The 26,788-nt window shown below is 71.3% G+C and carries 19 protein-coding genes; 17 read left to right on the top strand and 2 right to left on the bottom strand.

The window, feature by feature from the left end; all coding sequences use genetic code 11:
- Positions 1 to 3: 3 nt before the first annotated feature.
- From gatA to M4J07_RS06210, 11 genes are all read left to right on the top strand, one after another.
- Positions 4 to 1,497 (top strand): Asp-tRNA(Asn)/Glu-tRNA(Gln) amidotransferase subunit GatA, encoded by a 1,494-nt coding sequence (gene gatA, locus M4J07_RS06260; RefSeq protein ID WP_255968148.1) that lies wholly within the window; start codon positions 4 to 6, stop codon positions 1,495 to 1,497.
- A complete protein-coding gene (locus tag M4J07_RS06255) occupies positions 1,494 to 1,733 on the top strand; it encodes a hypothetical protein (RefSeq protein WP_255968146.1) in 240 nt (79 codons plus the stop codon). The genes gatA and M4J07_RS06255 overlap by 4 nt, the downstream gene beginning before the upstream one ends.
- Before the next feature lie 19 nt (positions 1,734 to 1,752).
- Entirely contained in the window at positions 1,753 to 3,273 is a 1,521-nt protein-coding gene (gene gatB, locus M4J07_RS06250) for an Asp-tRNA(Asn)/Glu-tRNA(Gln) amidotransferase subunit GatB (RefSeq protein WP_255968144.1), read from the top strand.
- 95 nt (positions 3,274 to 3,368) lie between these two features.
- The gene (locus M4J07_RS06245; protein ID WP_255968141.1) at positions 3,369 to 4,622 is read left to right on the top strand and encodes an SLC13 family permease; all 1,254 of its coding nucleotides are present in this window, start codon (positions 3,369 to 3,371) and stop codon (positions 4,620 to 4,622) included.
- 178 nt (positions 4,623 to 4,800) lie between these two features.
- Entirely contained in the window at positions 4,801 to 6,846 is a 2,046-nt protein-coding gene (locus tag M4J07_RS06240) for a phosphocholine-specific phospholipase C (protein WP_374215002.1), read from the top strand.
- Positions 6,847 to 7,000: 154 nt separating this feature from the next.
- Positions 7,001 to 9,244, top strand: a complete 2,244-nt coding sequence (locus tag M4J07_RS06235) for an MMPL family transporter (protein WP_255968137.1) — start codon at positions 7,001 to 7,003, stop codon at positions 9,242 to 9,244.
- Positions 9,222 to 9,791 (top strand): GNAT family N-acetyltransferase, encoded by a 570-nt coding sequence (locus M4J07_RS06230; RefSeq protein ID WP_255968135.1) that lies wholly within the window; start codon positions 9,222 to 9,224, stop codon positions 9,789 to 9,791. The genes M4J07_RS06235 and M4J07_RS06230 overlap by 23 nt, the downstream gene beginning before the upstream one ends.
- Positions 9,792 to 9,826: 35 nt before the next feature.
- The gene (locus tag M4J07_RS06225; protein ID WP_255968133.1) at positions 9,827 to 10,504 is read left to right on the top strand and encodes a hypothetical protein; all 678 of its coding nucleotides are present in this window, start codon (positions 9,827 to 9,829) and stop codon (positions 10,502 to 10,504) included.
- 187 nt (positions 10,505 to 10,691) lie between these two features.
- On the top strand, positions 10,692 to 10,883 hold the full coding sequence (locus tag M4J07_RS06220) for a hypothetical protein (protein ID WP_255968130.1): 192 nt from the start codon (positions 10,692 to 10,694) through the stop codon (positions 10,881 to 10,883).
- Between the two features lie 164 nt (positions 10,884 to 11,047).
- On the top strand, positions 11,048 to 14,101 hold the full coding sequence (locus M4J07_RS06215; RefSeq protein WP_255968232.1) for a helix-turn-helix transcriptional regulator: 3,054 nt from the start codon (positions 11,048 to 11,050) through the stop codon (positions 14,099 to 14,101).
- A gap of 63 nt (positions 14,102 to 14,164) precedes the next feature.
- The gene (locus M4J07_RS06210) at positions 14,165 to 14,470 is read left to right on the top strand and encodes a DUF6191 domain-containing protein (protein ID WP_255968128.1); all 306 of its coding nucleotides are present in this window, start codon (positions 14,165 to 14,167) and stop codon (positions 14,468 to 14,470) included.
- Here M4J07_RS06210 and M4J07_RS06205 read toward each other — a convergent pair.
- The gene (locus M4J07_RS06205; protein WP_255968230.1) at positions 14,463 to 15,638 is read right to left on the bottom strand and encodes a PQQ-dependent sugar dehydrogenase; all 1,176 of its coding nucleotides are present in this window, start codon (positions 15,636 to 15,638) and stop codon (positions 14,463 to 14,465) included. The genes M4J07_RS06210 and M4J07_RS06205 overlap by 8 nt on opposite strands.
- 150 nt (positions 15,639 to 15,788) lie before the next feature.
- Positions 15,789 to 16,790, bottom strand: coding sequence for an aldo/keto reductase (locus M4J07_RS06200; protein WP_255968126.1), 1,002 nt, complete (start codon positions 16,788 to 16,790; stop codon positions 15,789 to 15,791).
- 95 nt (positions 16,791 to 16,885) lie between these two features.
- Here M4J07_RS06200 and M4J07_RS06195 point away from each other — a divergent pair, with 95 nt between their 5' ends.
- The 6 genes from M4J07_RS06195 to serA all read left to right on the top strand — a co-directional run bounded on the left by M4J07_RS06195 (position 16,886) and on the right by serA (position 26,741).
- On the top strand, positions 16,886 to 17,824 hold the full coding sequence (locus tag M4J07_RS06195; RefSeq protein ID WP_255968123.1) for a 2-hydroxyacid dehydrogenase: 939 nt from the start codon (positions 16,886 to 16,888) through the stop codon (positions 17,822 to 17,824).
- Positions 17,825 to 18,331: 507 nt separating this feature from the next.
- A complete protein-coding gene (locus tag M4J07_RS06190; RefSeq protein WP_305127351.1) occupies positions 18,332 to 21,124 on the top strand; it encodes a putative bifunctional diguanylate cyclase/phosphodiesterase in 2,793 nt (930 codons plus the stop codon).
- 254 nt (positions 21,125 to 21,378) lie between these two features.
- Entirely contained in the window at positions 21,379 to 23,226 is a 1,848-nt protein-coding gene (locus tag M4J07_RS06185) for an acetolactate synthase large subunit (protein ID WP_255968118.1), read from the top strand.
- A 26-nt stretch (positions 23,227 to 23,252) separates the two neighbouring features.
- A complete protein-coding gene (gene ilvN, locus M4J07_RS06180; protein WP_255968107.1) occupies positions 23,253 to 23,780 on the top strand; it encodes an acetolactate synthase small subunit in 528 nt (175 codons plus the stop codon).
- 88 nt (positions 23,781 to 23,868) lie between these two features.
- Positions 23,869 to 24,870 carry a ketol-acid reductoisomerase gene (gene ilvC, locus M4J07_RS06175; protein WP_255968096.1) on the top strand — a complete coding sequence of 334 codons (1,002 nt, stop codon included), beginning with the start codon at positions 23,869 to 23,871 and terminating at the stop codon, positions 24,868 to 24,870.
- A 269-nt stretch (positions 24,871 to 25,139) separates the two neighbouring features.
- Positions 25,140 to 26,741 (top strand): phosphoglycerate dehydrogenase, encoded by a 1,602-nt coding sequence (serA, locus tag M4J07_RS06170; RefSeq protein ID WP_255968094.1) that lies wholly within the window; start codon positions 25,140 to 25,142, stop codon positions 26,739 to 26,741.
- Positions 26,742 to 26,788: the final 47 nt, after the last annotated feature.

Here is a 26,788-nt window from a genome sequence, read left to right as displayed (position 1 = left end):
ACCATGACGGACATCATCAAGCTCACCGCCGCCGAGATCGCCGGGAAGATCGCTTCCGGCGAGCTCACGGCCGTCGAGGTCACCGAGGCCCACCTGGCCCGGATCGAAGCCGTCGACGAGAAGGTGCACGCCTTCCTGCACGTCGACCGCGAGGGCGCCCTGAAGCAGGCCGCCGCCGTCGACGCGAAGCGCGCCGCGGGCGAGAAGCTCGGCCCGCTGGCCGGTGTCCCGCTCGCGCTGAAGGACATCTTCACCACCGAGGGCATCCCGACCACGGTCGGCTCCAAGATCCTCGAAGGCTGGATCCCGCCGTACGACGCGACGCTGGTCAAGAACCTCAAGGCCGCCGACGTCGTCATCCTCGGCAAGACCAACATGGACGAGTTCGCCATGGGGTCCTCGACCGAGAACAGCGCGTACGGGCCCACCGGCAACCCGTGGGACCTGACCCGCATCCCGGGCGGCTCCGGCGGTGGCTCGTCCGCCGCCCTCGCCGCGTACCAGGCGCCGCTCGCCATCGGCACGGACACCGGCGGCTCCATCCGCCAGCCCGCCGCCGTCACCGGCACCGTCGGCGTCAAGCCGACCTACGGCGGAGTCTCCCGCTTCGGCATGGTGGCGTTCAGCTCCAGCCTCGACCAGGGTGGGCCCTGCGCCCGTACGGTCCTGGACGCGGCGCTGCTGCACGAGGCCATCGCCGGGCACGACCCGCTCGACTCCACGTCCATCGACGCCCCGGTCCCCGCGGTCGTCGAGGCCGCGCGCAACGGCTCGGTGCAGGGCATGCGCGTCGGTGTCGTCAAGCAGTTCCGCGGCGAGGGCTACCAGGCCGGCGTCGTGCAGCGCTTCGACGAGTCCGTCGAGCTGCTGAAGTCGCTGGGCGCCGAGATCGTCGAGCTGGACTGCCCGACGTTCGACCTGGCGCTGTCCGCGTACTACCTGATCGCGCCGTCCGAGTGCTCCTCGAACCTCGCCCGGTTCGACGCCATGCGCTACGGCCTGCGGGTCGGCGACGACGGCACGCACTCCGCCGAGGAGGTCACCGCGCTCACCCGCGAGGCCGGCTTCGGCGACGAGGTCAAGCGCCGCATCATCCTGGGCACGTACGCACTGAGCTCCGGCTACTACGACGCGTACTACGGCAGCGCCCAGAAGGTCCGTACGCTCATCACGCGCGAGTTCGAGGCCGCGTTCGAGCAGGTCGACGTCATCGTCTCCCCGACGACGCCGACCACCGCCTTCCCGATCGGCGAGCGTGCCGACGACCCGATGGCGATGTACCTCGCGGACCTGTGCACCATCCCGACCAACCTGGCCGGCAACGCCGCCATGTCGCTGCCCTGCGGCCTGGCCCCCGAGGACGGCCTGCCGGTCGGCCTGCAGATCATCGCCCCCGCCATGAAGGACGACCGCCTGTACAAGGTGGGCGCCGCCGTCGAGGCCGCCTTCGTGGAAAAGTGGGGCCACCCGCTGCTCGAGGAGGCTCCGTCGCTGTGAGTGCAATCGGTAAGGCCAAGGGCTTCAAGAAGTCCAAGTCCGGCACGTACCTGTCGATCGGGACGACCGCTTTCGGCGCGCTCAGCGTCGCCAAGCAGGCGAAGAAGGCCCGCAGCGAGAACGACACGCTGCGCCTCGTCGACGCCGTCGTCTCCGCCGCCGCCATCGCCACGGGCCTCGCCCTGCTCCTGCGCGAGTTGAAGCGCCTGGGCGACGACGACGTCCTGCTGGGCTGAGAGGGAAGTACCAGAAATCGTGACTGCCACGACCACTCCCGAGCTGCTGTCGTACGAGGACGCACTCGCGTCGTACGACCCGGTCATGGGCCTTGAGGTCCATGTCGAGCTCGGCACCAAGACGAAGATGTTCTGCGGCTGCTCCACCGAGCTGAAGCAGGACGCCAACAGCCAGACCTGCCCGACCTGTCTCGGTCTGCCCGGCGCGCTGCCGGTCGTGAACGAGATCGGCGTCGAGTCGGCCATCAAGATCGGCCTCGCGCTGCACTGCGAGATCGCCGAGTGGTGCCGCTTCGCCCGGAAGAACTACTTCTATCCGGACATGCCGAAGAACTTCCAGACCTCCCAGTACGACGAGCCCATCGCCTTCAACGGCTACCTCGACGTACAGCTGGAGGACGGCGAGGTCTTCCGCGTGGAGATCGAGCGCGCCCACATGGAGGAGGACACCGGCAAGTCGACGCACGTCGGCGGTGCCACCGGCCGCATCCAGGGCGCCTCGCACTCGCTGCTCGACTACAACCGCGCCGGCATCCCGCTCATCGAGATCGTCACCAAGCCCATCGAGGGCGCGGGCGAGCGGGCCCCCGAGGTCGCGAAGGCGTACGTCGCCGAGCTGCGCGAGGTCATCCGTTCCCTCGACGTGTCCGAGGCCCGGATGGACAAGGGCCAGATGCGCTGCGACGTGAACCTGTCGCTGCGTCCCCACGGGACCGAGAAGTTCGGTACCCGAAGCGAGACGAAGAACGTGAACTCGCTGCGTTCCGTGGAGCGTGCGGCCCGGTTCGAGATCCAGCGCCACGCGGCGGTGCTCTCCTCCGGCGGCACGATCGTGCAGGAGACCCGGCACTTCCACGAGGAGGACGGCTCCACCACCTCCGGCCGCATCAAGGACAACGCCGAGGACTACCGGTACTTCCCGGAGCCCGACCTGGTCCCCGTCGCCCCGTCCCGCGAGTGGGTCGAGGCGCTGCGTGCCGGTCTGCCGGAGCTGCCGCTCGCGCAGCGCAACCGGCTGATCGAGGAGTGGGGCATCACCGCCCACGACATGCAGTCGATCCGCAACGCCGCGGCCGTCGGCCCGATCGTCGCCACGATCAACGCCGGGGCGGACTCCACGTCGGCCCGCAAGTGGTGGATGGGCGAGCTGGCCCGCTCCGCGAACGAGCAGGGCGTCGAGCTCGGCGAGCTGCCCATCACGCCGGAGCAGGTGGCGCGCGTGTCGGAGCTGGTCGCCAAGGGCGACCTGAACGACAAGCTGGCCCGCCAGGTCATCGACGGCGTCCTCAAGGGCGAGGGCACGCCCGACGAGGTCGTCGAGAAGCGCGGCCTGAAGGTCGTCTCCGACGAGGGCGCGCTGACCACGGCCGTGGAGGAGGCGATCGCGGGCAACGCCGCGATCGCGGACAAGATCCGCGGTGGCAAGGTCGCCGCCGTCGGCGCGCTCGTGGGCGCCGTCATGAAGGCGACCCGGGGCCAGGCCGACGCGGCCCGCGTCAAGGAACTGATCCTGGAGAAGCTGGGCGTCAGCGAAGGCTGAGTGGGTCTTTCCCGGAGGGGCTGGGCACGTCCAGCCCCTCCGGCGTTTGAGGAGCGGGGTCCGGGGCGGAGCCCCGTGGAACGGAGCAGCACCCTTTGAGTACGACCTCGGCCGAAGTGCTGGCCGTCACCCTCCTCCTGCTCACCCTCGCCTTCGCGGTGGTCCGTCCCCGCAACTGGCCGGAGGCCGTCGTAGCCGTACCGGCCGCCGCGGTCGCCGTGGCCACCGGCAGCGTCAGCGTCACCCACGCCTGGGCCGAGACGAAGGACCTGCTCCCGGTCGTCGGCTTCCTTGCCGCGATCCTCCTCCTCGCGCAACTCTGCGCCGACGAGGGCCTGTTCAGGGCCGCCGGCGACGCCGTGGCCCGCGCCTGCCACGGCAGCCCGACCCGGATGCTCGGCGGAGTCTTCGCCGTGGCCGCCGCCGTCACCGCCGTACTGAGCCTGGACGCCACCGTCGTCCTGCTCACCCCGGTCGTCTTCGCCACGGCCGCCCGGATCGGCGCCCGCCCGCGCCCGCACGTCTACGCGAGCGCCCACCTCGCCAACTCGGCGTCCCTCCTGCTGCCCGTCTCCAACCTGACGAACCTGCTGGCCTTCGCCGCGAGCGGGCTCACCTTCCTGCGCTTCGCCGGGCTGATGGCGCTGCCGTGGCTGGTCGCGATCGCCGTCGAGTACGCGGCGTTCCGGCGCTACTTCGCCGACGACCTGGCCGCCCCGGCGCACGAGCCCGACGCCGAGGCGCCCACCGGCGTCCCGGTGTTCACGCTGACCGTGCTGGCGCTCACCCTCGTGGGTTTCGTCGTCACGTCCTTCGCCGGGATCGAACCGCTGTGGGCGGCACTCGCGGGCGCCGCCGTCCTGGGCGCCAGGGCGCTCGCCCGGCGCCACAGCACCCCCGGCGAACTGCTCAAGGCCGCCAACCTGCCCTTCTGCGTCTTCGTCCTCGCCCTCGGCATCGTGGTCAAGGCCGTCGTCGACAACGGCCTCGGCGACGCCATAGGGCGCCTCCTGCCCGACGGCTCGTCGCTGCCCGCGCTGCTCGCGATCGCCGGTGTGGCCGCGGTGCTCGCCAACCTCATCAACAACCTGCCCGCGATCCTCGCCCTGCTGCCCGTGGTCGGCCCGGCCGGTCCCGGCCCGGTGCTCGCCGCGCTGATCGGCGTGAACCTGGGGCCGAACCTCACCTACGTAGGCTCGCTCGCGACCCTGCTGTGGCGGCGCATCGTGCACGCCCACGGCACCGAACCGGAGCTGGGGGAGTTCACCCGGCTCGGGCTGCTGACCGTGCCCGCGACGCTGCTCGCCTCGACCGTCGCGCTCTGGGCCGGACTCGCGCTCCTCGGCTAGCAGTTGGACCTTTGTCACGGACGCTTGGACGTTTACGTCTTGGCTGGTTCTCGTACTTCCCAGGGACATCTGGCCTCGCTACCGTCCCCGCCGAAAGAGTCAATGGGTCGGTAGCAGACCATTACGCGCGGAGGTCCCCGTGTCCCCGGAGTCCCCGGAGTTGTCCCGCAGACGCCTGATGGCCGTCGGAGGAGGCGCGCTCGGCGTCGCCGCCGTCGGGTCGTTCCTGCCGCCCTCCCTCCAACAGGCCCTCGCCGCACAGGCCGAGGCGGGGGCGCCGCCCCGCGGCGGCCTCGACGCCGTCGAGCACGTCGTCATCCTGATGCAGGAGAACCGGTCCTTCGACCACTACTTCGGCACCCTGCGCGGCGTGCGCGGCTTCGGCGACCGCAACGCGATCCGGCTGCCCAGCGGCAAGAGCGTTCTGGAGCAGCCGGGCGCGCTGCGCACCGTCCTGCCGTTCCCGGTCCGCGAGGCCGCCGCGACGCAGAAGAAGGACCTCCAGTACATCGGCGCCCTCGACCACTCGTGGTCCGGCGGCGCCAAGGCCTGGCACGACGGCTGGCACGACGGGTGGATCACCGCGAAGACCGCGGCCACCATGGCGTACTACACGCGCGAGGACATCCCCCTGCACTACGAGCTCGCCGACACCTTCACGGTCTGCGACGCCTACCACTCCTCGATCCACTCCTCCACCAGCCCCAACCGCAACCACCTGTGGAGCGGCAAGACCGGCTACGAGGCGAACGGCAACCGGGCCGTCGGCAACGACGCGTACGACGAGGGCACCCACCCCGGCTACGACTGGGGCACGTACGCCGAGCGCCTGGAGAAGGCCGGCGTGAGCTGGCGGACGTACACCGAGTGGGAGAACTTCACCGACAACCAGATCGAGTTCTTCACCACCTTCAAGGCGATCGCGAAGAAGGTCCTCGCCGGGACCGGCCTCACCTACATGGAGGCCTTCTACGCGAAGGTCCGCGACGCCAAGGACGACGCCGAGCGCGCGACGCTGCTGGCCGGCCTCGACAAGGGCGTCGCCACGCTCACCAAGAGCGAGCGGTCGCTGTTCGAGCGCGCGCTGCGCCGCGTGCCCACCGGGAAGCTCGCCGAGACCTTCGCGGCCGACGTCGCCGCCGGGAAGCTGCCCCGCGTCTCCTACCTCGTGCCGTCCGCCGTCGACTCCGAGCACCCCTCCGTGTCGTCGCCGATCCACAGCGCGACCATCGTCTACAAGGTCCTCGACGCCCTCGCCTCGCACCCCGACGTGTGGCGCAGGACCGCCGTCTTCATCAACTACGACGAGAACGACGGCTTCTTCGACCACGTGCCGCCGCCGGTGCCGGGCGCCGACGTGACCGAGGAGCACTGGAAGGGCCTGCCCACCGGGCTCGGCGTGCGGGTGCCGATGCTGGTCGTCTCGCCGTGGACCGTGGGCGGCTACGTGTGCTCGGAGGTCTTCGACCACACCTCGGTGATCCGCTTCCTGGAGCAGTGGACCGGGGTGCGCGAGCCCAACATCGGGGCGTGGCGCCGCCAGGTCACCGGCGACCTCACCGGCGCCTTCGACTTCAAGCACGCAGCGCGCCGGCCCTCCGTCGAGCAGCCGGGCCCGGTCCCGGAGTTCAGCGGCCGCTGGGCCCCGCAGCCGCCCCTGAACCAGACGATGCCCGAGCAGGAGCCCGGCAGCAGGCCCGCCCGCCCGCTGCCGTACCAGCCGGACGCCTGGGTGCGGACGGCCGACGGGAAGCTGACGCTGCACCTCGACAACTCCGGCCGCTCCAGCGCGCACTTCGCGCTCTACCCGTACGCGGGCGAGTTCACGGCGCCGCTCCACGTCGACGTCGTACGGGAGGCGGCCGTGGCCGTGCCCGTCCGGGACGGCGCCTACGACTTCGTGGTGACCGGGCCGAACGGCTTCCGGCGCGAGTTCCGGGGCCGGGTGGACGCCGGGGCCGACGTCACGACCACCGTGGACGCGCGGGCCCGTGCGCTCCGGATCCGGCTGCGCGCCACGGGGGACACGGCACGGACGTTCACCGTGGGGAAGCGGACCGTCACCGTGCGGGCCGGGCGGACGGTGACCGTCGTGCACGACGCGGGCAAGGAGCACGGCTGGTACGACGTCGAGGTCGCCACGGCCGGCCCGGACGGAACGGACGGCCCGTACCGGCGGCTCATGGGGCACATCGAGAACGGACGGCCCAGCGTCTCGGGCTGACCGACGCCTCGTGTGAGTAAGCGCACGAAAGCGACAAACGATCACGTCTGACTGCAAGAGTGTCTGGCCATTGCTCATGTGTTCTTTGCGGGCTGTTCAGGCGATCACCGACTGTTCCCGATAAAGATCCACGAAACACCCAGGGAGCACGTCCGTGGCCGCACTCGCACGCTGGTGTGTCAGTCATCGGCTCGTCGTCGTTCTGCTGTGGCTGCTCGCCCTCGGCGGGACCAGCGCGGCGGCCGCGGTCGCCGGGTCCGCGTACTCGAACGACTACGAGGCACCCGGCACCGAGTCCGGCCGCGCCACCCAGCTCCTGGACGAGGGCTTCCACGGCCTCGGCGGCGACAGCGACACCGTCGTCTGGCACATCGACGGCTCCACGGTGCGCGCCGCCGACGTCGAGACCACCATGAGCAACGCGGTGGACGAGATCGGCAAGCTGCCGGGCGTCTCGTCGGTCGGCTCCCCGTACGAGGCGGCCGGCGCCGCCCAGATCAGCGCCGACGGCCACACCGCGTACGCCACGGTCACCTTCGACCAGCAGGCCGACGACATCCCGAAGGACCAGGCCAGGGCCGTCGTGGACACGGCGCTCGACGCCGAGAACCACGGCCCGGACGGGCTGCAGGTCGAGCTCGGCGGCAGCGCCGTCGCGCTCACCGAGTCGACGTCCGCGCACACCTCGGAGATCGTCGGCGTCGTCGTCGCGGCCGTCGTCCTGTTCCTCGCCTTCGGCTCCCTCGCGGCGGCCGCGCTGCCCATCGCCACCGCACTGGTCAGCGTCGGCACCGCGTACGCGGGCATCGTGCTGCTCGGACACGCCATGACCGTCGCGGACTTCGCGCCGATGCTCGGCATGCTCGTCGGGCTGGGTGTCGGCATCGACTACGCGCTGTTCATCGTGACCCGGCACCGCAAGGGCCTCAAGCGCGGACTGCCGGTGGCGGTCGCCGCCGAACGGGCGGTCGCCACCACCGGCCGCGCCGTCGTCTTCGCGGGCGCCACCGTCTGCATCGCCCTCCTCGGCATGCTCATCCTCCGGCTCAGCTTCCTCAACGGGGTCGCCATCGCCGCCTCCGTGACCGTGCTGCTCACCGTCGCCGCGTCGGTGACGCTGCTGCCCGGCCTGCTCTCGTTCATCGGGATGCGCGCCCTGTCGCGGCGCGAGCGGCGCCGGCTCGCCGAGCACGGGCCCGAGCCGGAGCTGCCCACCGGGCTCGCCGCCCGCTGGGCCGCCTTCGTCGAGCGCCACCCCAAGCTCCTCGGCGGCATCGCCCTCGCCGTGATCACGGTCCTCGCGCTGCCGATGATGTCGCTGCACCTGGGCACCTCCGACCAGGGCAACAACCCGAAGTCGGCCACCACCCGGCAGGCCTACGACCTGCTGGCCGACGGCTTCGGACCCGGCGTGAACGGGCCGCTCACCCTCGTCACCGAGGTCGACGGCGCCCAGGACAAGGCCGCCCTGACCGAGCTGACCGGCGCCCTGCGGACCACCGACGGCGTCGCCTCCGTCTCCCCGATCACCTACAACGCCGACGACAGCACCGCCTACCTCACCGTCGTCCCGACCTCCGCCCCGCAGTCCGAGCAGACCAGCGCGCTCGTCGACCGGCTGCGCACGGACGTCGTCCCGGACTCCGGACTCGACGCGCAGATCGGCGGCGTCACCGCCAGCTACGACGACTTCGCCGAGGTCATCGTCGGCAAGCTGCCCCTGTTCGTGGGCGTCGTGGTCGGACTCGGCTGCCTCCTGCTGCTCCTCGCCTTCCGCTCGATCGGCATCCCGCTCAAGGCCGCCGCGATGAACATCGCCGCCGTCGCCGCCGCCTTCGGCGTCGTCGTCGCGATCTTCCAGTGGGGCTGGGGGAGCGAACTGCTCGGGCTCGGCCGCTCGGGGCCCATCGAACCCTTCCTGCCCGTGATCATGGTGTCGGTCCTGTTCGGGCTCTCCATGGACTATCAGGTGTTCCTGGTGAGCCGGATGTACGAGGAGTGGCTGGAGACCGGCGACAACCGGCGGGCCGTGCGGGTCGGGCTCGCCGAGACCAGCCGCGTGATCAACTCGGCCGCCGTGATCATGATCTCGGTCTTCCTGGCCTTCGTGCTCAGCGGGGACCGGGTGATCGCGATGTTCGGCATCGCGCTCGCGGTCGCCGTCGCCGTCGACGCGTTCATCCTGCGGACGCTCCTGGTGCCGGCCCTGATGCACCTGCTCGGCGGCGCCAACTGGTGGCTGCCCAAGTGGCTCGACCGGCGCCTGCCCCGCCTCAGCATCGAGCCGCCGGAGTGCCGGGCCGCCGCGGATGCGAGGATCCCGGGACAGCGCGGCACCGTCGCCGAGCTGGACGATCTGCTGGCGAAGGAGCCTGATGTACGCGATATCCCTGGGTGACGACGGCGCCGAACTGCGTCCCCTCGACCCCTGGCGCGCCGAGGAGTTCCTGGCGCACCTCGACCGCGGCCGGGACTTCATCGGGCAGTTCATCCCCTTCGGCTCGAAGGCCACCGACGTCGCCTCCGCCCGCGCGACCCTCCAGCGGTACGCCGACATGCGCTGCGCCGACACCGGCGGGCTCCACGGCATCTGGCTGGACGGAAAGCTGGTCGGCGGTGTGCTCACGCTGAACGTCGACGCGGAGCTCGGCAACGCCGAGGTCGGCTGCTGGCTGGAGCCCGCCGCGTCCGGCCGCGGTCTGGTCACCCGCGCCATGCGCCTCCTGATCGACTCGCTCGTCGAGCAGCGCGGTTTCCACCGGGTGGAATGGGTGGCCGCGTCCGGCAACACGCCGAGCCTGAACGTCGCCCGCCGCCTCGGATTCACCCAGGAAGGCGTGCACCGCGAGGCCCGTCCGTGGCGCGGGATCCGCCATGACCTGGAGGTCTGGTCCGTGCTCGCGCCGGAGTGGCGCAGCGCACGCGACGGACACAAGAAACGTTAAGAGACCTCTCAGACTCCGTCCGTACGGTGCGCAGCATGACTACGAAGACTGATGCGCAGCGCGACGCCGAGGTTGCGGAGGAGACGGCCGTCACGGAGGGGGCCGAGGCCGCCGCCGAACAGACGGAGACGGCCGAGCAGACGGAGAAGGCCGAGAAGACCGGGAAGGCGGACACGGCCGAGCCGGTGGACCGGGCGGAGGCCGAGGCCGCTGCCGGTGACGCCGATGGCGCCGCCGCCGACGCCGATGACGACGCGGCGGAGGCCGCCGCCGAGGCCGAGCTCGCCGCTCTGGCCGAGGCCGAGGCCCAGTCCGGCCCGTCCGGCGTCGGCCAGGGCGCCGGCGCCATCGTGTCCGTGGCCCTCGGCATCGTCGCCCTCAGCGGCAGCTGGCTCGGCACGATCGCCTCGGCCCGCGAGTCGCTCATCGGCCAGCTCAACACCTCGCAGTCCGCGAGCGTCGCCCAGCAGGTCTCCGAGGTCTACGGCGACTCCTGGCACGCCGCCGCCGTGGTCGGCGGGACCATCTCGCTCATCGCCCTGCTGGTCGGCGCGTTCGTGCTGGTCAAGCCCGCGTTCGGCGTCCCCGGCAAGCCGCAGGCGCTGTGGATCAGGTCGACCGCGTGGGCCGGCGTCTCGCTCGCCGTCCTCGGTCTGCTGCTCGCCGTGGCCAAGTACTCGGACATCCTTCTGGGCCTGCCGAAGACCAGCTGAGGCCCCGCCTAAGGCGGTGAGCCCCCGGACCGGGGGTACCTAAGGCCCCTCAGGCGGGGGCTAAGGCATCCCCGCCCCAGGAGATCCGGCACTCTCCCGATGTGCCGCACCCCCCTGGGAGACGAATCTTGAGGCATCGCAGGGAACACCCCGCGAGACCGACAGGGATCGTCACCAGGGAGACGGCATGTTCGAGTACGAGCTTCACCAGGTCCGCGCCGCCGAGCTCATCCGGGAGGCCGACAACTACCGACTGGCCCGCGAGGCGCGCGCGGCCCGCAAGTCCCGCCGCCCGCAGGGCGGTTCGGACAGCCAGGACGCCGAGGGGCGGGTGAGTACCCACCGCCCGCGTCGGCACCGTGCCGCGCGCACCGCGTGAGCGCGGCACCCCGGCACGGGGGAGCGGGGGAGGACGGACTGCCTGCCGTCCTCCCCTTTCCGCTTTCCCCCGTGCCGTCGCAGGCCGCGCCGCCCGCCCAGGGCCGCCGCGCACCGGCTTCGCCCGCCGCTGAAATCGCTGCCCAGGTCACGTATTCGTGTGCGATGCTCGGCGACGTGGAGACCAGGTCCGTCAGCCCGGTGTTCGTCGGTCGCTCCGACGAGCTGGGCATACTGAACACCGCCCTCGAGCGAGCCGCCGCCGGTGAACCCCAGGCGCTGCTGCTCGGTGGCGAAGCCGGCGTAGGCAAGACGCGACTCGTCGAGGAGTTCGCCGCCGAGGCCTGCAAGCAGGGCGCCGTTGTCGTCACCGGCGGCTGCGTCGAGATCGGCGCCGACGGGCTGCCCTTCGCCCCCTTCTCCACCGCCCTGCGCTCCCTGCGCCGCACCCTGCCCGCCGAGGTCGACGCGGCAGCGGCCGGCCGGGAGGACGAACTGGCCAGACTGCTCCCCGAGTTGGGCGACCGGACCGTGCCGGGATCGGACGCACGCGGCGACGAGAGCGCCACCGCCCGCCTCTTCGAACTCACCGGGCGCCTCCTGGAACGCGTCGCCGCCGAGCGCACCGTCGTGGTCGTGCTCGAAGACCTGCACTGGGCCGACGCCTCCACCCGGCACCTGCTCTCCTACCTCTTCCGCACCCTGCGCAACGGCCGCCTCGCCGTCGTCGCCACCTACCGCGCCGACGACGTCCACCGCCGCCACCCGCTGCGCCCCCTCCTCGCCGAACTCGACCGGCTGCGCACCGTGACCCGGATCGAGCTCGGCCGCCTCAGCCGCGAAGAGGTCGCCCGCCAGGTCGCCGGGATCATGGCCGCCGAACCCGACCGCGCCGTCGTCGACGACATCTTCCGCCGCTCCGACGGCAACGCCTTCTTCGTCGAGGAACTCGCCGTCTCCGCCGCCGAGGGCTGCGCCACGGGCCTGACCGACTCGCTGCGCGACGTCCTCCTCGTCCGCGTCGAGTCGCTGCCCGAGGACGCCCAGCGCGTCGCCCGGATCTGCGCCGAGGGCGGCTCCACCGTCGAGTACCCGCTGCTCGCCGCCGTCGCCCGGCTCGGCGAGGACGACCTCATCGAGGCGCTGCGCGCCGCCGTCGGCGCCAACATCCTGCTCGCCTCCACGGACGGCGACGGCTACCGCTTCCGCCACTCCCTGGTCCGCGAGGCCGTCAGCGACGACCTGCTGCCCGGCGAGCGCTCCCGCATCAACCGCCGCTACGCCGAAGCCCTCGAGGACGACCCCGCCCTGGTCCCCGCCGAGGCCCGCGTCATGCGCCTGGCCAGCTACTGGTACCACGCCCACGACGCGGCGAAGGCCCTGCCCGCCGTCCTCGACGCCTCCGTCGAGGCCCGCCGCCGGCACGCCTACTCCGAGCAGCTCCGGCTCCTGGAGCGGGCGATGGAGCTGTGGGACGAAGCACCCGAGGAGATCCGCGCGCAGCTGCGGATGGGCGACTACGCGGTCGCCTATCTCTCCTGCGGCTGCGACCCCGCCGAGACCCGCCTCGACTACCTCGACCTGATGGCCGAGGCAGCCGCCGCCGGACGCCTCTGCGGGGAGCGGGAGCGCGCCCTCAAGATCGGCAAGCGCGCGATCCGCATCCTGGACGAGGCCGCGGCCGGCGGCGCCGCCGACCCGCTGCGCCTCGCCTGGTTCTGGATCCAGCGCTCCCGGATCATCTCCCACATCGCCCGCGGCAACGGCTGGGACGAGATCGCCAAGGCCCAGGAACTGGTCCGCGGCCTGCCCCCGTCCGCCGTGCACGCCGAGGTCCTCGCGCACGCCGCGGCCTGGGGCATGCTGCACAACCCGGGCGGCGAGACCCTCGCCGCCGCCGAACGGGCCGTCGAGTACGCCCAGATGGTCGGCGACGACGAGACCGAACTGCACGCCCGCCTCATCCGCGGCGGCCTCCTCGTCGACGCCGGCTCCATCGAGCAGGGCTTCGCCGAGATGTACGCCGTGCGCGACCGCTCCGCCGAACTCGGCCTGATGGCCCGGATCAGCAACGTCAACGTCAACCTCCCCTCCCACCTGGAAGGCGCCGGCCGCTCCGCCGAAGCCGTCCGGATCTGCGACGAGGGCGTCGAGCTGTGCCGCCGGTTCGGCCTCACCGACACCAAGGCCTGGGTCCGCTCCAACCAGGCCGAGTCCCTCGTCTCGCTCGGCCGCTGGGACGACGCCGTCAAGGCCGCGAACTGGACGTCCCGCTTCGCCCTGAGCGACAAGCCGCGCGCCACGGCCACCACCCACCTCGCGTCCGTCGCCCTCGGCCGCGGCGCCTTCCAGGAGGCCACCGACCACCTCGCCGCCGCCCGCCGGTACTTCGGCACCCACGATCCCCAACCCCAGCACGACCTCCCCCTCGCCCACCGCGCCATCGAACTCGCCGCCGCCCAGGGCCGCCTGCTCGACGCCCGCGCCGAACTCGACCGCCTCGTCACCGCCGGCCTGCCGCCCTCCCTGCAGCGCTACATCTGGCCCCTGCTGCTCGCCGCCGCCGAGGCCGAGGCCGACGCCCGCGGCCTGCCCGCCGCCGACGCCGGCCGCGCCGAGGCCGTCGCCCGCATCCGGGACGCCGCCAAGCGCCAGGCCACCCCGGTCCCCGTCTGGCAGGCGTACGAACTGTGGGTCCGCACCGAGCTCCTGCGTGCCGAGGGCCGCGTCACCCCCGACGACTGGTCCGCCACCGTCACCGCCCTCGAACCCGTCGACCGCCCCTACGACCTGGCCCGCGCCCGCACCCGCCTCGCCGACTCCCTCCTCGCCAGGGCCGAGGGCGACGACCGCGACCGCGCCACCGAACTGCTCCGCCTCGCCTCCGCCGTCGCCGACCACCTCGGCGCCCGCCCGCTCGCCGAGTCGGTCGCCCTGCTCGCCCAGCGCGCCCGGCTCAGCCTCACCCGCGACGTGCCGCGCCCGGACGGCCCGGCCGACCCCGCCGAGGACTTCGGCCTCACCAGCCGCGAACGGGACGTCCTCCGCCTCGTCACCGCCGGCCGCAGCAACCGGCAGATCGCCGAGGAGCTCTTCATCTCCCCTAAGACCGCCAGCGTCCACGTCTCCAACATCCTCGCCAAGCTGGGCGTCGCCGGCCGCGGCGAGGCGGCGGCCCTGGCCCACCGGCTGCGCCTCTTCCCCCAGCCGACCGCCTGAGCCCGCCCGCAGGGGCCTCCCGTACGCTGGACGGGAGGCTCGGCCAGGACCCCTGGAGGCGCAGTGTTCAACATGTTCGAGGAACTGTTCGCCCCTGGCCGCAAGCACACCAACGACGAGCGCAAGCGCCTGGAGCTCACCCGCGTCGACCTCAACGACGGTGATCCCGGCCGTGGCCCCATAGACCTCACCTCGGGCAAGGTCGTCGTACGCGTCCAGCAGCGGGACGCACCCGATGAGGACGATCACGCCGATGGCCGTGACGGCGGAGATGGTGGTGACGGTGGTGACGGCCACCCTGAGCACGGCGAGGACGGCGAGCGCGGCGAAGATGTCGCCGGCCCGAGTGGTCCGGGTGCCGTCAGCTGACCTTCAGCTCCAGAATCCGGTCGTCCCCCTTCCCCGGCGTGCCCCGTGTGTCCGTCTCGCTCGTGACCAGCCACAGCTTGTCGCCGCCCGCCGCGACCACCGTGCGCAGCCGCCCGTACTTCCCCTCCAGGAACGCCTGCGGATCGTGTGCCGCCTTGGTGCCGTCCAGCGGGACCCGCCACAGCCGCTCACCGCGCAGGCCCGCCATCCAGATCGACCCTGCCGCGTAGGCGATCCCGCTGGGTGAGGCGTCCTGGGTGTGCCACTGGGCGATCGGGTCGTGGAACCCGGAGCCGCCGCCCTTGCCCTCGGCGTCCGGCCAGCCGTAGTCGTCCCCCGCCACGATGTTGTTCAGCTCGTCCCAGGTGTCCTGGCCGAACTCCGAGGCCCACAGCCGCTTGTCCTTGTCCCAGGCCAGGCCCTGCACATTGCGGTGCCCGTACGAGTACACCGGAGAGTCGCCGAACGGATTGCCCGGGGCGGGCTCGCCCTCCGGCGTCAGCCGCAGGATCTTTCCGCCCGTGGACTTCTTGTCCTGCGCCAGCTCCGTCTTGTACGTCTCGCCCGTGCCCACGTACAACAGGTCGTCGGGGCCGAAAGCGATCCGCCCGCCGTTGTGGTTCGTGCCCTTGGGGATGCCCTTGAACACCGTGTCCGGCGCGCCCAGCTGCTCACCGGCCGGCTTCTTCTCGTCGTACTGCATGCGCGCGATGCGGTTGTCCGATTCCGTCGTGAAGTACGCGTACACCATGTGGTCCGACGCGTACGAAGGGGAGAGCGCGAGGCCGAGCAGTCCGCCCTCGCCCGCCGGCGCCACCCCGGGGACCGAGCCGAGCTCCGTCTTCTTCCCGGTCTTCGTGTCGACCCGGGTGATCGTGCCCTCGTCACGCGACGAGACCAGCAGACCTCCCTCGGGCAGCGGGGCCAGGCCCCACGGCGACTTGAGGTCCTCGGTGACCGTGCGCACGACGCTCACCGAGCCCTTCGCCGGCGGCACGTCGTCCGACTTCGGCGCGGCGGAGCCGCCCGGATCGCTCGCACTCGGCGCGGAACTCTTGTCGGTGCTCGACTGCCCGTCGTCGCCGGAGGAGCATCCGGCCGTGAGCAGGAGCGTGGCACAAGCGGCCAGGGCCACGGTGGGCCGCACAGCTGGACGAAGCACGATCAGGATCCCTTCGACGCGAGGTTCTACTGTTCATACACCGCTCGCGCCGCCCAGGTTCCCGATCTCCACGCACACAATCCGGCCAGACGGCAGCCGGGGACGACTGCCGGTGCCGACGACGACAGCCGGCGGGCGGGCCGGTGGCCGCGGAGGTCAGTCCCACGACCCCCGCGCCGTCGGCAGCTCCGCGAGCTCCGCCAAGTCCGCGTCCGTCAGCCGCAGTTCGGCCGCCGCCGCGTTCTCCCGCGCCCACCGCTCGTGCTTGGCGCCGGGCACCGGCACCACGTTCCGCCCGCGCGAGAGCACCCAGGCGAGCGCCACCTGCGCCGGCGTCACGTCGTCGCCGTGCCGTGCCGCCACCCGGCGCAGACCCACCACGACCGGCTGGTTCGCGGCCATCATCTCGGCGGTGAACCGGGGGTGCCGGGCCCGCACGTCGTCCGGCTCGAAGCCCTGCCCCGGCGTCAGCGTCCCGGACAGGAACCCGTTGCCGAGCGGCATCGCCGCCAGGAACCCGACGCCCCGCGCCGTGCACCACGGCAGCAGCGCCTCCAGCGCCTCCGGCGACCACACCGACAGCTCGGCCATCACCGAGCTCACCGGGAACACCTGCTGGATCCGCTCCAGCTGCCGGATCGTTCCGGCATGCAGTCCGGCCCGGCCGTCGCGGCGCGCGGCCCGCGCGCCGACCGCGCACAGCCCCAGCGAGCGCACCTTGCCCGCGCCCACCAGGTCCGCCATCGCGCCCCAGGTCTCCTCGACCGGCACCTCGGGGTCGGCCCGGTGCAACTGGTAGAGGTCGATGACGTCCGTCTGCAGACGCCGCAGCGACGCGTCGCAGGCCCGCTTCACGTAGCCGGGACGGCCGTTGGCGACGATGTGCTGCTCACCGACCAGCAGGCCCACCTTGGTCGACACGAACGCGTCCGCGCGCCGTTCCTTCAGGACGCGGCCGAGCAGCAGCTCGTTGGTGAACGGCCCGTACATGTCCGCGGTGTCGAGGAGCGTGCACCCCGTGTCCAACGCGGCGTGCACGGTGCGCAGGGACTCCTCGCCGCGCTGCCGTGAGCCGGTGTACGCCCAGCTCATCGGCATGCAGCCGAGTCCGACTGCCCCCACTTCGAGTGCCGCCGCGCCGATCGCCTTGCGCTCCACCTGCTCGTGACCCTCCCTGGCCCCCCTGGCCCTCCCCGTCAGAGGTCACCAACCTAACCTCTGCACGTCGGCACGTCTGACATAGCCTCCTGACCATGACTGATGATGTATGGCTGCCCTTCCCCGCCGACGAGGTTCCGGGGCTCCCCGAGGGGCTCAACTACCGTTTCTGGAACGGTGAGCCCGACTACCCCGCGGACCCCGCCGACTGCGCGTACTACGTCGTCCCCTACATGAAGCCCCCGGGCGTCGGGGTGCGACCGCTGCCCGAGATGACCTCCGTACGCGCCGTGCAGACGCTCTCCGCGGGCGTCGACCACGTACAGGGCGGCCTCAAGTACCTGCGTCCTGGCGTTCAGTTGTGCAATGCGCGCGGGGTGCACGACGCGAGCACCGCCGAGCTCGCGCTCACCCTGATCCTCGCCTCCTTGCGCGGCGTTCCCGACTTCGTGCGCGGGCAGGACCTGGGGGAGTGGCGATCCGGGTTCCGTCCGGCGCTCGCCGACAAGAGCGTCCTGATCGTCGGCTACGGCGCCATCGGTTCCGCGATCGAGGACCGGCTCGTCCCCTTCGAGGTCGCGCCCGTCGTGCGCGTCGCGCGCTCCGCCCGCACGACGGAGCGCGGTCCCGTGCACCCGCTCTCCGACCTTCCGGCGCTGCTGCCCGAGGCCGACGTGGTCATCCTGGTGACCCCGCTCACCGAGGACACCCGCGGCCTCGTGAACGCCGCCTTCCTCGCCCGGCTCAAGGACGGCGCCCTCCTGGTGAACGTCGGCCGCGGCCCCGTCGTCGACACCAAGGCGCTCCTCGCCGAACTGGAGAGCGGCCGGATCCGCGCGGCACTTGATGTCACAGATCCCGAACCGCTGCCCCGGGACCACCCGTTGTGGCAGGCTCCGGGAGTGCTCATCTCCCCGCACGTCGGCGGTCCGACGTCCGCCTTCATGCCGCGGGCCAAGAGGCTTCTCGCCACACAGCTCACTCGGTTCGCGGCAGGGGAGCCGCTCGACAACGTCGTGCTCACCGTCGGTTGACACCGGTCGACAGCAGCCCCACCGGCCCCACGGACAACCCCCGTGCGGTCGCTCGCCGTTGGGCGCCCACGCTCCGCGCCCGTCCGGCTGCACCCAGTGCCCGCATCTCCGCTGGTCGTCACGGAGAGTAGAGGAACTATGTCCCTGAGTGACGAGACTGGTGTATCGTCCCGACTGGGGCAGCGCCGCGCAGCACGCGGCGCCGGGGATGAGTGACGGACTGCGAGGGGGGCGACGGGCGATGCACGGCCTATGGGCGAACGATCCGACGCGACGGGGCCACCGACGGGGACCCTCACGCGCACCGATGCACGGGCGAAGTCCCGGCTGCCGCAGGAGCCATGCCCACCGGAGCGGCCCGCGCGGCGGCCGCAGGAGGCATCCGCACACCGGGCAGGGCAAGCGGGACAGGGGAGCGGCCCGACGGACCGAGGCGGCCCGGTGACCGCCCACCCGCCGCCGGGCACCGCGCTGGGTGCCGCGCTGCACCCCGGCGGCCCGTTGTCGATGCGCGCGCAGGGGCGCGGTGGCGGCATGGGGACCCAGGTGGTGCTCGCCCTGCTGTGCACGGGGTATGCCACGGGATCGGCGCTCGGCTGGGGTTCCGAGGAACTCGCCCTGTTCATGGGCGACTTCGGCCTCAGCGTCGCGGCCTTCGTCGCCGCCGTGTCGAACTTCCTGTTCGCCCGGAGCAGCCGCAGCCGCTTTCGACCCGCCTGGCTCCTGTTCGCGCTCTCCTCCCTCATGGCAGCGCTCGGTAACGGGGTGTGGGGCTGGTACGAGGTGGTGCTGCGCCTGCCGGTGCCCAGCCCGAGCCTCGCCGACCTGTTCTTCCTCTGCTTCGCACCACCCGCGATCATCGGCCTGCTGGTCCTCGCCAAGCGGCCCGTGACGAAGGCCGGCTGGATCTGCCTCGCGCTCGACGCCTGGCTCATCGCCGGATCGCTGATCACCCTCTCCTGGAGCCTCGCCCTCGCGCACACCGCCGAGTTCGAGGGGCAGAGCGTCACCCGCACCGCGCTCTCCCTCGCGTACCCGCTGCTGGACATCGCCCTCGTCAGCATGGTCCTCGCGCTGCACTTCCGCCGCTCGCCCGGCAACCGCACGGCGGTGAACACCGCGATCGGCGCCCTCGCGCTGACCGTCATGTGCGACGCCCTGTTCACCTCGCCCCTGCTGCACGCCAGTTACCGCTCGGGGGAGATCCTCGACGCGGGCTGGTTCGCCGGGTCGCTGCTGCTCGCGTACGCGCCCTGGGTGGGCCCGCGGCACGGGGTGCGGCACGAGGAGCCGCCCAAGGGGCCGGGCGGTCGCTATCAGGTCAGTTACACGCGGCCCATCTCCGGATCGCTGGCCGCGCTCACGCCGTATCTGGCCGCGGCCGTCTGCACGTTGGGGATTCTCTACAACGTCCTGAACGGCCACAGCGTCGACCGGGTCGTGCTCTTCACGGCCTGCACGGTCGTGCTCGCCCTCGTGGTGCGCCAGGGCATCATGCTTCTCGACAACATCACGCTCACCCAGGAGCTGGCGCAGAAGGAGAACCACTTCCGCTCGCTCGTGCAGGGTTCGAGCGACGTCATCATGATCGCCGCGCCGAACGGGATCCTGAGGTACGTCAGCCCGGCCGCCGCAGGGGTCTACGGGCGCGAGGCGGAGGAGCTCGTCGGGTCCGAGCTCGCGTCGATCATCCACCCCGAGGACCTCGGGCGCGTGGTGCACGAGGTGCGCAGATTCCTCGCCGCGAGCCAGATCGAGGAGCCCACCACCCGCATCGAGTGCCGCTTCCGGTCCGGCACCGGAGCCTGGCTGAACGTGGAGTCCACGATCAACCGCCACCACGGCGGCCTGATCCTCAACAGCAGAGACGTCACCGAACGGGTGCGCCTCCAGGCGCAGTTGCAGCACAACGCCGAGCACGACCCGCTCACCGACCTGCCCAACCGGGCCCTGTTCACCAAGCGGGTCAGCCAGGCCCTCACCGGACGGCGGGCCACCGATCACGGCACCGCCGTGCTCTTCATCGACCTCGACGGCTTCAAGCAGGTCAACGACACGATCGGCCACCAGGCGGGCGACGAACTGCTCGTGCAGGCGGCAAGAAGGCTGGCCGACTCCGTACGTTCCGGAGACACCGCGGCTCGTCTCGGCGGTGACGAGTTCGCGGCACTGATCGTCGGAGACGGCGGCAGGGATCACACCGCCAGGGAGCAGCACATCTACGAGCTGGCCGACCGGCTCCGCGTCACCCTGTCCCAGCCCTACTCGATCGACGGGCACGACGACGTGCGCGTCGCGGCCTCCATCGGGGTCGCCTTCGCCGAGACCGACGTCACGGCCGGCGAGCTGCTGCGCAACGCGGACCTGGCGATGTACCGCGCCAAGGCGGCGGGCAAGGGCCGGGTCGAGCTGTACGCGCCGCAGATGCAGGCCGATGTCGTACGGAAGGCGGAGCTCGCCACGCGGCTGCGGTCCGCGCTGCACGACGGCGAGTTCGCCCTGCTCCACCAGCCGATCGTGTCGCTCGACGACGGCCGGATCACGGCGGTCGCCGCGCAGGCCCGATGGCGTTCGGCGCAGGGCATCCTCTTCACCCCCGCCGAGTTCCTGCGCGTGGCCGAGGACAGCGAGCGCACCGCGGAGCTGGGGCGCTGGATGCTGGAGGAGGCCGTCGAGCAGGCCGCGGAGCGGGGGCACAGCGGGCACGCGACGCCGGTCGCCGTCCGGATGAGCGCCCGCAGACTCCTCGACCGCGCCATGCCGCTCGGCTCGATCGAAGCGCTGCTCACCCGGCACGGGCTGCCGTCGGGCGCGCTGATCATCGAGCTCGCGGACAGCGATCCCAGAGTGCCCCTGGAGGAGCTGGAGCGGCGGCTGACGGCGCTGCGCCGACTCGGTGTCCGGATCGCGCTGGACGGATTCGGCAGCGGCTATGCGGCCATCACGGCGCTGCGCAGACTCCCCGTCGACGTACTGAAACTGGACAGATCGCTCGTCGAGGGCGTCGTCGAGTCCGCCCGGCTCCACAAGATCACCAGTGGGCTGCTGCGGATCGCCGGGGACCTCGGGCTGACCTCCGTGGCCGACGGCGTGGACCTGCCCGAACAGGTCGTGGCGCTGCGGGCGATGGGATGCACGCACGGACAGGGCATGGCGTTCTCCGGGCCGCTCGACGAGTACCGGCTGCGCCGCGCGCTCGTCTCGGGAGAGTTCCCCGTGCCCACGGGTCCGGCCGAGCCGGTGTTCGCGGGCGTGCCCGCCCTCCGCTCACATAATGAGACTCCCGTCCCACCTACTTGACACGCACAGTGTGCCGGGGGGAGGGTCAATGCCATGCGCACCCGAATTCTCGTACTTGGAAAGCGCGTCGGCTGAAGCTGGGACCCACCGGGCTGAGATCACGAAGCACCGGAATCCCCAGCAACCGCTCCCGGCGCGCTCCCCTCGCTTGCCTCACGGCACGAGGGGTTTTTTGTTGCACCGGCACAGGACGCAACTCGTAAGACCTCTGCACAAACCTCGCAAAAACCCTCAGCATCGAGAAGAGAATGCCGATGACCGAGCAGGCCACCGGGGCCCACCATCCGCAGCCGCGGCCCCGTTCCGGAGGACAGCAGTCCGCCCCCGTCGAGCACGTCACGGGTGCGAAGTCCCTCATTCGCTCGCTTGAGGAGGTCGGGGTCGACACCGTATTCGGCATTCCCGGCGGCACGATCCTTCCGGCGTACGACCCGATGATGGACTCGAGCCAGGTGCGCCACGTGCTCGTCCGGCACGAGCAGGGTGCGGGGCACGCGGCCACCGGTTACGCGCAGGCCACCGGCAAGGTCGGCGTCTGCATGGCGACGTCGGGCCCCGGTGCCACCAATCTGGTGACGCCGATCGCCGACGCGATGATGGACTCGGTGCCGCTGGTGGCGATCACCGGCCAGGTCGTCTCCAAGGCGATCGGCACGGACGCCTTCCAGGAGGCGGACATCGTCGGTATCACGATGCCGATCACCAAGCACAGCTTCCTGGTCACCAAGGCGGAGGAGATCCCGCAGGCGATCGCCCAGGCGTTCCACATCGCCTCGACGGGTCGCCCGGGTCCGGTCCTCGTGGACATCCCGAAGGACATCCTGCAGACGGAGACGACGTTCTCCTGGCCGCCGCAGCAGGACCTGCCCGGCTACCGCCCGGTGACCAAGCCGCACGCCAAGCAGATCCGCGAGGCCGCGAAGCTGATCACGAGCGCGAAGCGTCCCGTCCTCTACGTGGGTGGCGGCGTCCTCAAGGCGCACGCCACCGCCGAGCTCAAGGTCCTCGCCGAGCTCACCGGAGCGCCCGTCACCACCACCCTGATGGCGCTCGGCGCATTCCCCGACAGCCACCCGCTGCACGTGGGGATGCCGGGCATGCACGGTGCGGTCACCGCCGTCACCGCGCTGCAGAAGGCCGACCTGATCGTCGCCCTCGGTGCCCGCTTCGACGACCGCGTCACCGGCAAGCTGGACAGCTTCGCCCCGTTCGCCAAGATCGTCCACGCCGACATCGACCCCGCGGAGATCGGTAAGAACCGCGCCGCGGACGTGCCGATCGTCGGTGACGCCCGCGAGGTCATCGCCGACCTGATCCAGGCCGTCCAGAAGGAGCACGCCGAGGGCCACCAGGGCGACTACGCCGCCTGGTGGAAGGACCTCAACCGCTGGCGCGAGACCTACCCCCTGGGCTACGACCAGCCCGAGGACGGCTCGCTCTCCCCGCAGCAGGTCATCGAGCGCGTCGGCCAACTCGCCCCCGAGGGAACGATCTTCGCGGCGGGCGTCGGCCAGCACCAGATGTGGGCCGCGCACTTCATCCAGTACGAGAAGCCGGCGACCTGGCTCAACTCCGGCGGCGCCGGGACCATGGGCTACGCGGTGCCCGCCGCCATGGGCGCCAAGGCCGGTGCCCCGGACCGCACGGTCTGGGCGATCGACGGCGACGGCTGCTTCCAGATGACCAATCAGGAACTGACCACCTGCGCCCTGAACAACATCCCGATCAAGGTCGCCATCATCAACAACGGCGCCCTCGGCATGGTCCGGCAGTGGCAGACGCTGTTCTACAACCAGCGCTACTCCAACACCGTGCTGCACAGCGGCCCCGAGGACATCGGCCCCAACAAGGGCACCCGGGTCCCCGACTTCGTGAAGCTGTCCGAGGCGATGGGCTGCTACGCGATCCGCTGCGAGCGCCCCGAGGACCTCGACAAGTGCATCGAGGAGGCGAACTCGATCAACGACCGCCCGGTCGTGATCGACTTCATCGTCCACGAGGACGCCATGGTCTGGCCGATGGTCGCCGCCGGCACCTCGAACGACGAGGTCATGGCAGCCCGGGGGGTCCGCCCCGACTTCGGCGACAACGAAGACGACTGAGCGAGAGAGACAGAGAGACCACCGACATGTCCAAGCACACGCTCTCCGTCCTGGTGGAGAACAAGCCGGGTGTCCTGGCCCGGATCACCGCCCTGTTCTCGCGCCGCGGCTTCAACATCGACTCCCTCGCCGTCGGCGTCACCGAGCACCCCGACATCTCCCGCATCACCATCGTGGTCAACGTGATCGACGCGCTCCCGCTCGAACAGGTCACCAAGCAGCTCAACAAGCTGGTCAACGTCCTGAAGATCGTGGAGCTGGAGACCGGCTCCGCCGTCCAGCGCGAGCTCGTCCTCGCCAAGGTCCGCGCCGACAACGAGACGCGCTCGCAGATCGTCGAGATCGTCCAGCTGTTCCGCGCCAAGACCGTCGACGTGTCGCCCGAGGCCGTCACCATCGAGGCCACCGGATCGAGCGACAAGCTGGAGGCGATGCTCAAGATGCTGGAACCCTTCGGCATCAAGGAGCTCGTCCAGTCCGGGACCATCGCCATCGGCCGCGGCTCGCGCTCCATCACCGACCGGAGCCTGCGCGCCCTCGACCGCAGCGCCTGACCCTGCTCGCATAGCGAGACCCGAAAACTTCCTGTCCTTCTCCCGCCGTACGGTGGGACGCAACACCAGCACACCAAGGAGAACCCCAGTGGCCGAGCTGTTCTACGACGACGACGCCGATCTGTCCATCATCCAGAACCGCAAGGTCGCGGTGATCGGATACGGCTCCCAGGGCCACGCGCACGCGCTGTCCCTGCGTGACTCGGGCGTCGACGTGCGCGTCGGTCTGCACGAGGGCTCCAAGTCCAAGGCGAAGGCCGAGGAGCAGGGCCTGCGCGTGGTCACCCCGGCCGAGGCCGCGGCCGAGGCCGACGTCATCATGATCCTGGTGCCGGACCCGATCCAGGCCCAGGTCTACGAGGAGTCCATCAAGGACAACCTGAAGGACGGCGACGCGCTGTTCTTCGGCCACGGCCTCAACATCCGCTTCGACTTCATCAAGCCCCCGGCCGGCGTGGACGTCTGCATGGTCGCCCCCAAGGGCCCGGGTCACCTGGTGCGCCGCCAGTACGAGGAGGGTCGCGGCGTCCCGTGCATCGCGGCCGTCGAGCAGGACGCCACCGGCAAGGCCTTCGAGCTGGCGCTGTCCTACGCGAAGGGCATCGGCGGCACCCGCGCCGGCGTCATCAAGACGACCTTCACCGAGGAGACCGAGACCGACCTCTTCGGCGAGCAGGCCGTCCTCTGTGGTGGCACCGCCGCCCTGGTGAAGGCCGGTTTCGAGACGCTGACCGAGGCCGGCTACCAGCCGGAGATCGCGTACTTCGAGTGCCTGCACGAGCTGAAGCTCATCGTGGACCTCATGTACGAGGGCGGCCTGGAGAAGATGCGCTGGTCGATCTCCGAGACCGCCGAGTGGGGCGACTACGTCACCGGCCCGCGGATCATCACGGACGCCACCAAGGCCGAGATGAAGAAGGTCCTCGCCGAGATCCAGGACGGCACCTTCGCCCGTGAGTGGATGGCCGAGTACCACGGCGGTCTGAAGAAGTACAACGAGTACAAGACCCAGGACGAGAACCACCTCCTGGAGACCACCGGCAAGGAGCTGCGCAAGCTCATGAGCTGGGTGGACAACGACGAGGCGTAAGTCTCGGGACGACGGGGCCGCGGCACACGCCGCGGCCCCGTTCTCCATAGGTCGTCCACACGGCCGGCCCCGGCTTGTCCACGGCGTCCAGCCACGGACGAGTGATCCTTCCAGGGAGGCGCAAGAGTGCCTCCCGCGCGCCACTACACTGCTGAACTATTCGCGTCGGGCCCACAGCGTCGTGCGTCTTCCACGCGGCCATGCACCCACCCCTCCACCGCTTGCGGCCGTCGGGACGGCCGTCCGCATTGGGACTTGTGAGGACTCACGTGAGCACTGCTGCCAACGGCAAACCCGTCGTACTCATCGCTGAAGAGCTGTCGCCCGCGACCGTCGACGCGCTGGGCCCGGACTTCGAGATCCGCCAGTGCAACGGCGCGGACCGCGCCGAGCTGCTGCCCGCCATCGCCGATGTCGACGCGATCCTGATCCGCTCGGCCACCAAGGTCGACGCCGAGGCGATCGCCGCCGCGAGCAAGCTGAAGGTCGTCGCACGAGCCGGCGTCGGCCTCGACAACGTGGACGTGTCCGCCGCCACCAAGGCCGGCGTGATGGTCGTGAACGCCCCGACGTCGAACATCGTGACCGCCGCCGAGCTGGCCTGCGGTCTCCTCATCGCCACCGCGCGCAACATCCCGCAGGGCTCGCAGGCCCTCAAGGCCGGCGAGTGGAAGCGCAGCAAGTACACGGGTGTCGAGCTCGCCGAGAAGACCCTCGGCGTCGTCGGCCTCGGCCGCATCGGCGCGCTCGTCGCGCAGCGCATGTCCGCCTTCGGCATGAAGGTCGTCGCGTACGACCCGTACGTGCAGCCCGCGCGCGCCGCGCAGATGGGCGTGAAGGTGCTGTCCCTCGACGAGCTGCTCGAGGTCTCCGACTTCATCACCGTGCACCTGCCCAAGACGCCCGAGACGATCGGTCTCATCGGCGACGAGGCGCTGCACAAGGTCAAGCCGTCGGTGCGCATCGTGAACGCCGCGCGCGGCGGGATCGTCGACGAGGAGGCGCTGTACTCGGCGCTCAAGGAGGGCCGCGTCGCGGGCGCCGGTCTGGACGTGTACGCGAAGGAGCCCTGCACGGACTCCCCGCTGTTCCAGTTCGACCAGGTCGTCTGCACCCCGCACCTCGGCGCCTCGACGGACGAGGCGCAGGAGAAGGCCGGTGTCGCCGTCGCCAGGTCGGTGCGGCTCGCGCTCTCCGGCGAGCTCGTGCCGGACGCGGTGAACGTCCAGGGCGGCGTCATCGCCGAGGACGTCAAGCCGGGTCTGCCGCTCGCCGAGCGCCTCGGCCGGATCTTCACCGCGCTCGCCGGTGAGGTCGCGGTCCGCCTCGACGTCGAGGTCTACGGCGAGATCACCCAGCACGACGTCAAGGTGCTCGAACTCTCCGCGCTCAAGGGCGTGTTCGAGGACGTCGTCGACGAGACCGTGTCGTACGTGAACGCGCCGCTGTTCGCCCAGGAGCGCGGCGTCGAGGTCCGGCTGACGACGAGCTCCGAGTCGCCCGACCACCGCAACGTCGTCACGGTGCGCGGCACCCTCGGCGACGGCCAGGAGATCTCGGTCTCCGGCACGCTGGCCGGCCCCAAGCACCTGCAGAAGATCGTCGCCGTCGGCGAGTACGACGTGGACCTGGCGCTCGCCGACCACATGGTCGTCCTGCGCTACGAGGACCGTCCCGGCGTCGTCGGCACCGTCGGCCGCGTGCTCGGCGAGGCCGGCATCAACATCGGCGGCATGCAGGTCGCGCGCGCCGCGGTCGGTGGCGAGGCCCTCGCGGTCCTCACCGTCGACGACACCGTCCCGGCGGGCGTCCTCAGCGAGGTCGCCGCGGAGATCGGCGCCAACTCGGCGCGATCCGTCAACCTCGTCTGAGGTCCGACCAGGCAGAGCAACGGCTGAGGGCCGGGTCACCCGCGGGT

The organism is Streptomyces longispororuber (assembly GCF_024448165.1).
GTDB classification, from domain to species: domain Bacteria; phylum Actinomycetota; class Actinomycetes; order Streptomycetales; family Streptomycetaceae; genus Streptomyces; species Streptomyces longispororuber_A.
Note: the sequence above shows the minus strand (reverse complement) of the source record. Positions and strands in the feature narration are given on the sequence as shown.

Excerpts from the sequence above, each read along its gene's own strand:
- gatA (WP_255968148.1), top strand. The coding sequence starts at position 4 with ATGACGGACATCATCAAGCTCACCGCCGCCGAGATCGCCGGGAAGATC.
- M4J07_RS06240 (WP_374215002.1), top strand. The coding sequence starts at position 4,801 with ATGGCCGTCGGAGGAGGCGCGCTCGGCGTCGCCGCCGTCGGGTCGTTC.
- M4J07_RS06230 (WP_255968135.1), top strand. The coding sequence starts at position 9,222 with ATGTACGCGATATCCCTGGGTGACGACGGCGCCGAACTGCGTCCCCTC.
- M4J07_RS06225 (WP_255968133.1), top strand. The coding sequence starts at position 9,827 with ATGACTACGAAGACTGATGCGCAGCGCGACGCCGAGGTTGCGGAGGAG.
- M4J07_RS06220 (WP_255968130.1), top strand. The coding sequence starts at position 10,692 with ATGTTCGAGTACGAGCTTCACCAGGTCCGCGCCGCCGAGCTCATCCGG.
- M4J07_RS06215 (WP_255968232.1), top strand. The coding sequence starts at position 11,048 with ATGCTCGGCGACGTGGAGACCAGGTCCGTCAGCCCGGTGTTCGTCGGT.
- M4J07_RS06195 (WP_255968123.1), top strand. The coding sequence starts at position 16,886 with ATGACTGATGATGTATGGCTGCCCTTCCCCGCCGACGAGGTTCCGGGG.
- M4J07_RS06190 (WP_305127351.1), top strand. The coding sequence starts at position 18,332 with ATGCGCGCGCAGGGGCGCGGTGGCGGCATGGGGACCCAGGTGGTGCTC.
- M4J07_RS06185 (WP_255968118.1), top strand. The coding sequence starts at position 21,379 with ATGACCGAGCAGGCCACCGGGGCCCACCATCCGCAGCCGCGGCCCCGT.
- ilvN (WP_255968107.1), top strand. The coding sequence starts at position 23,253 with ATGTCCAAGCACACGCTCTCCGTCCTGGTGGAGAACAAGCCGGGTGTC.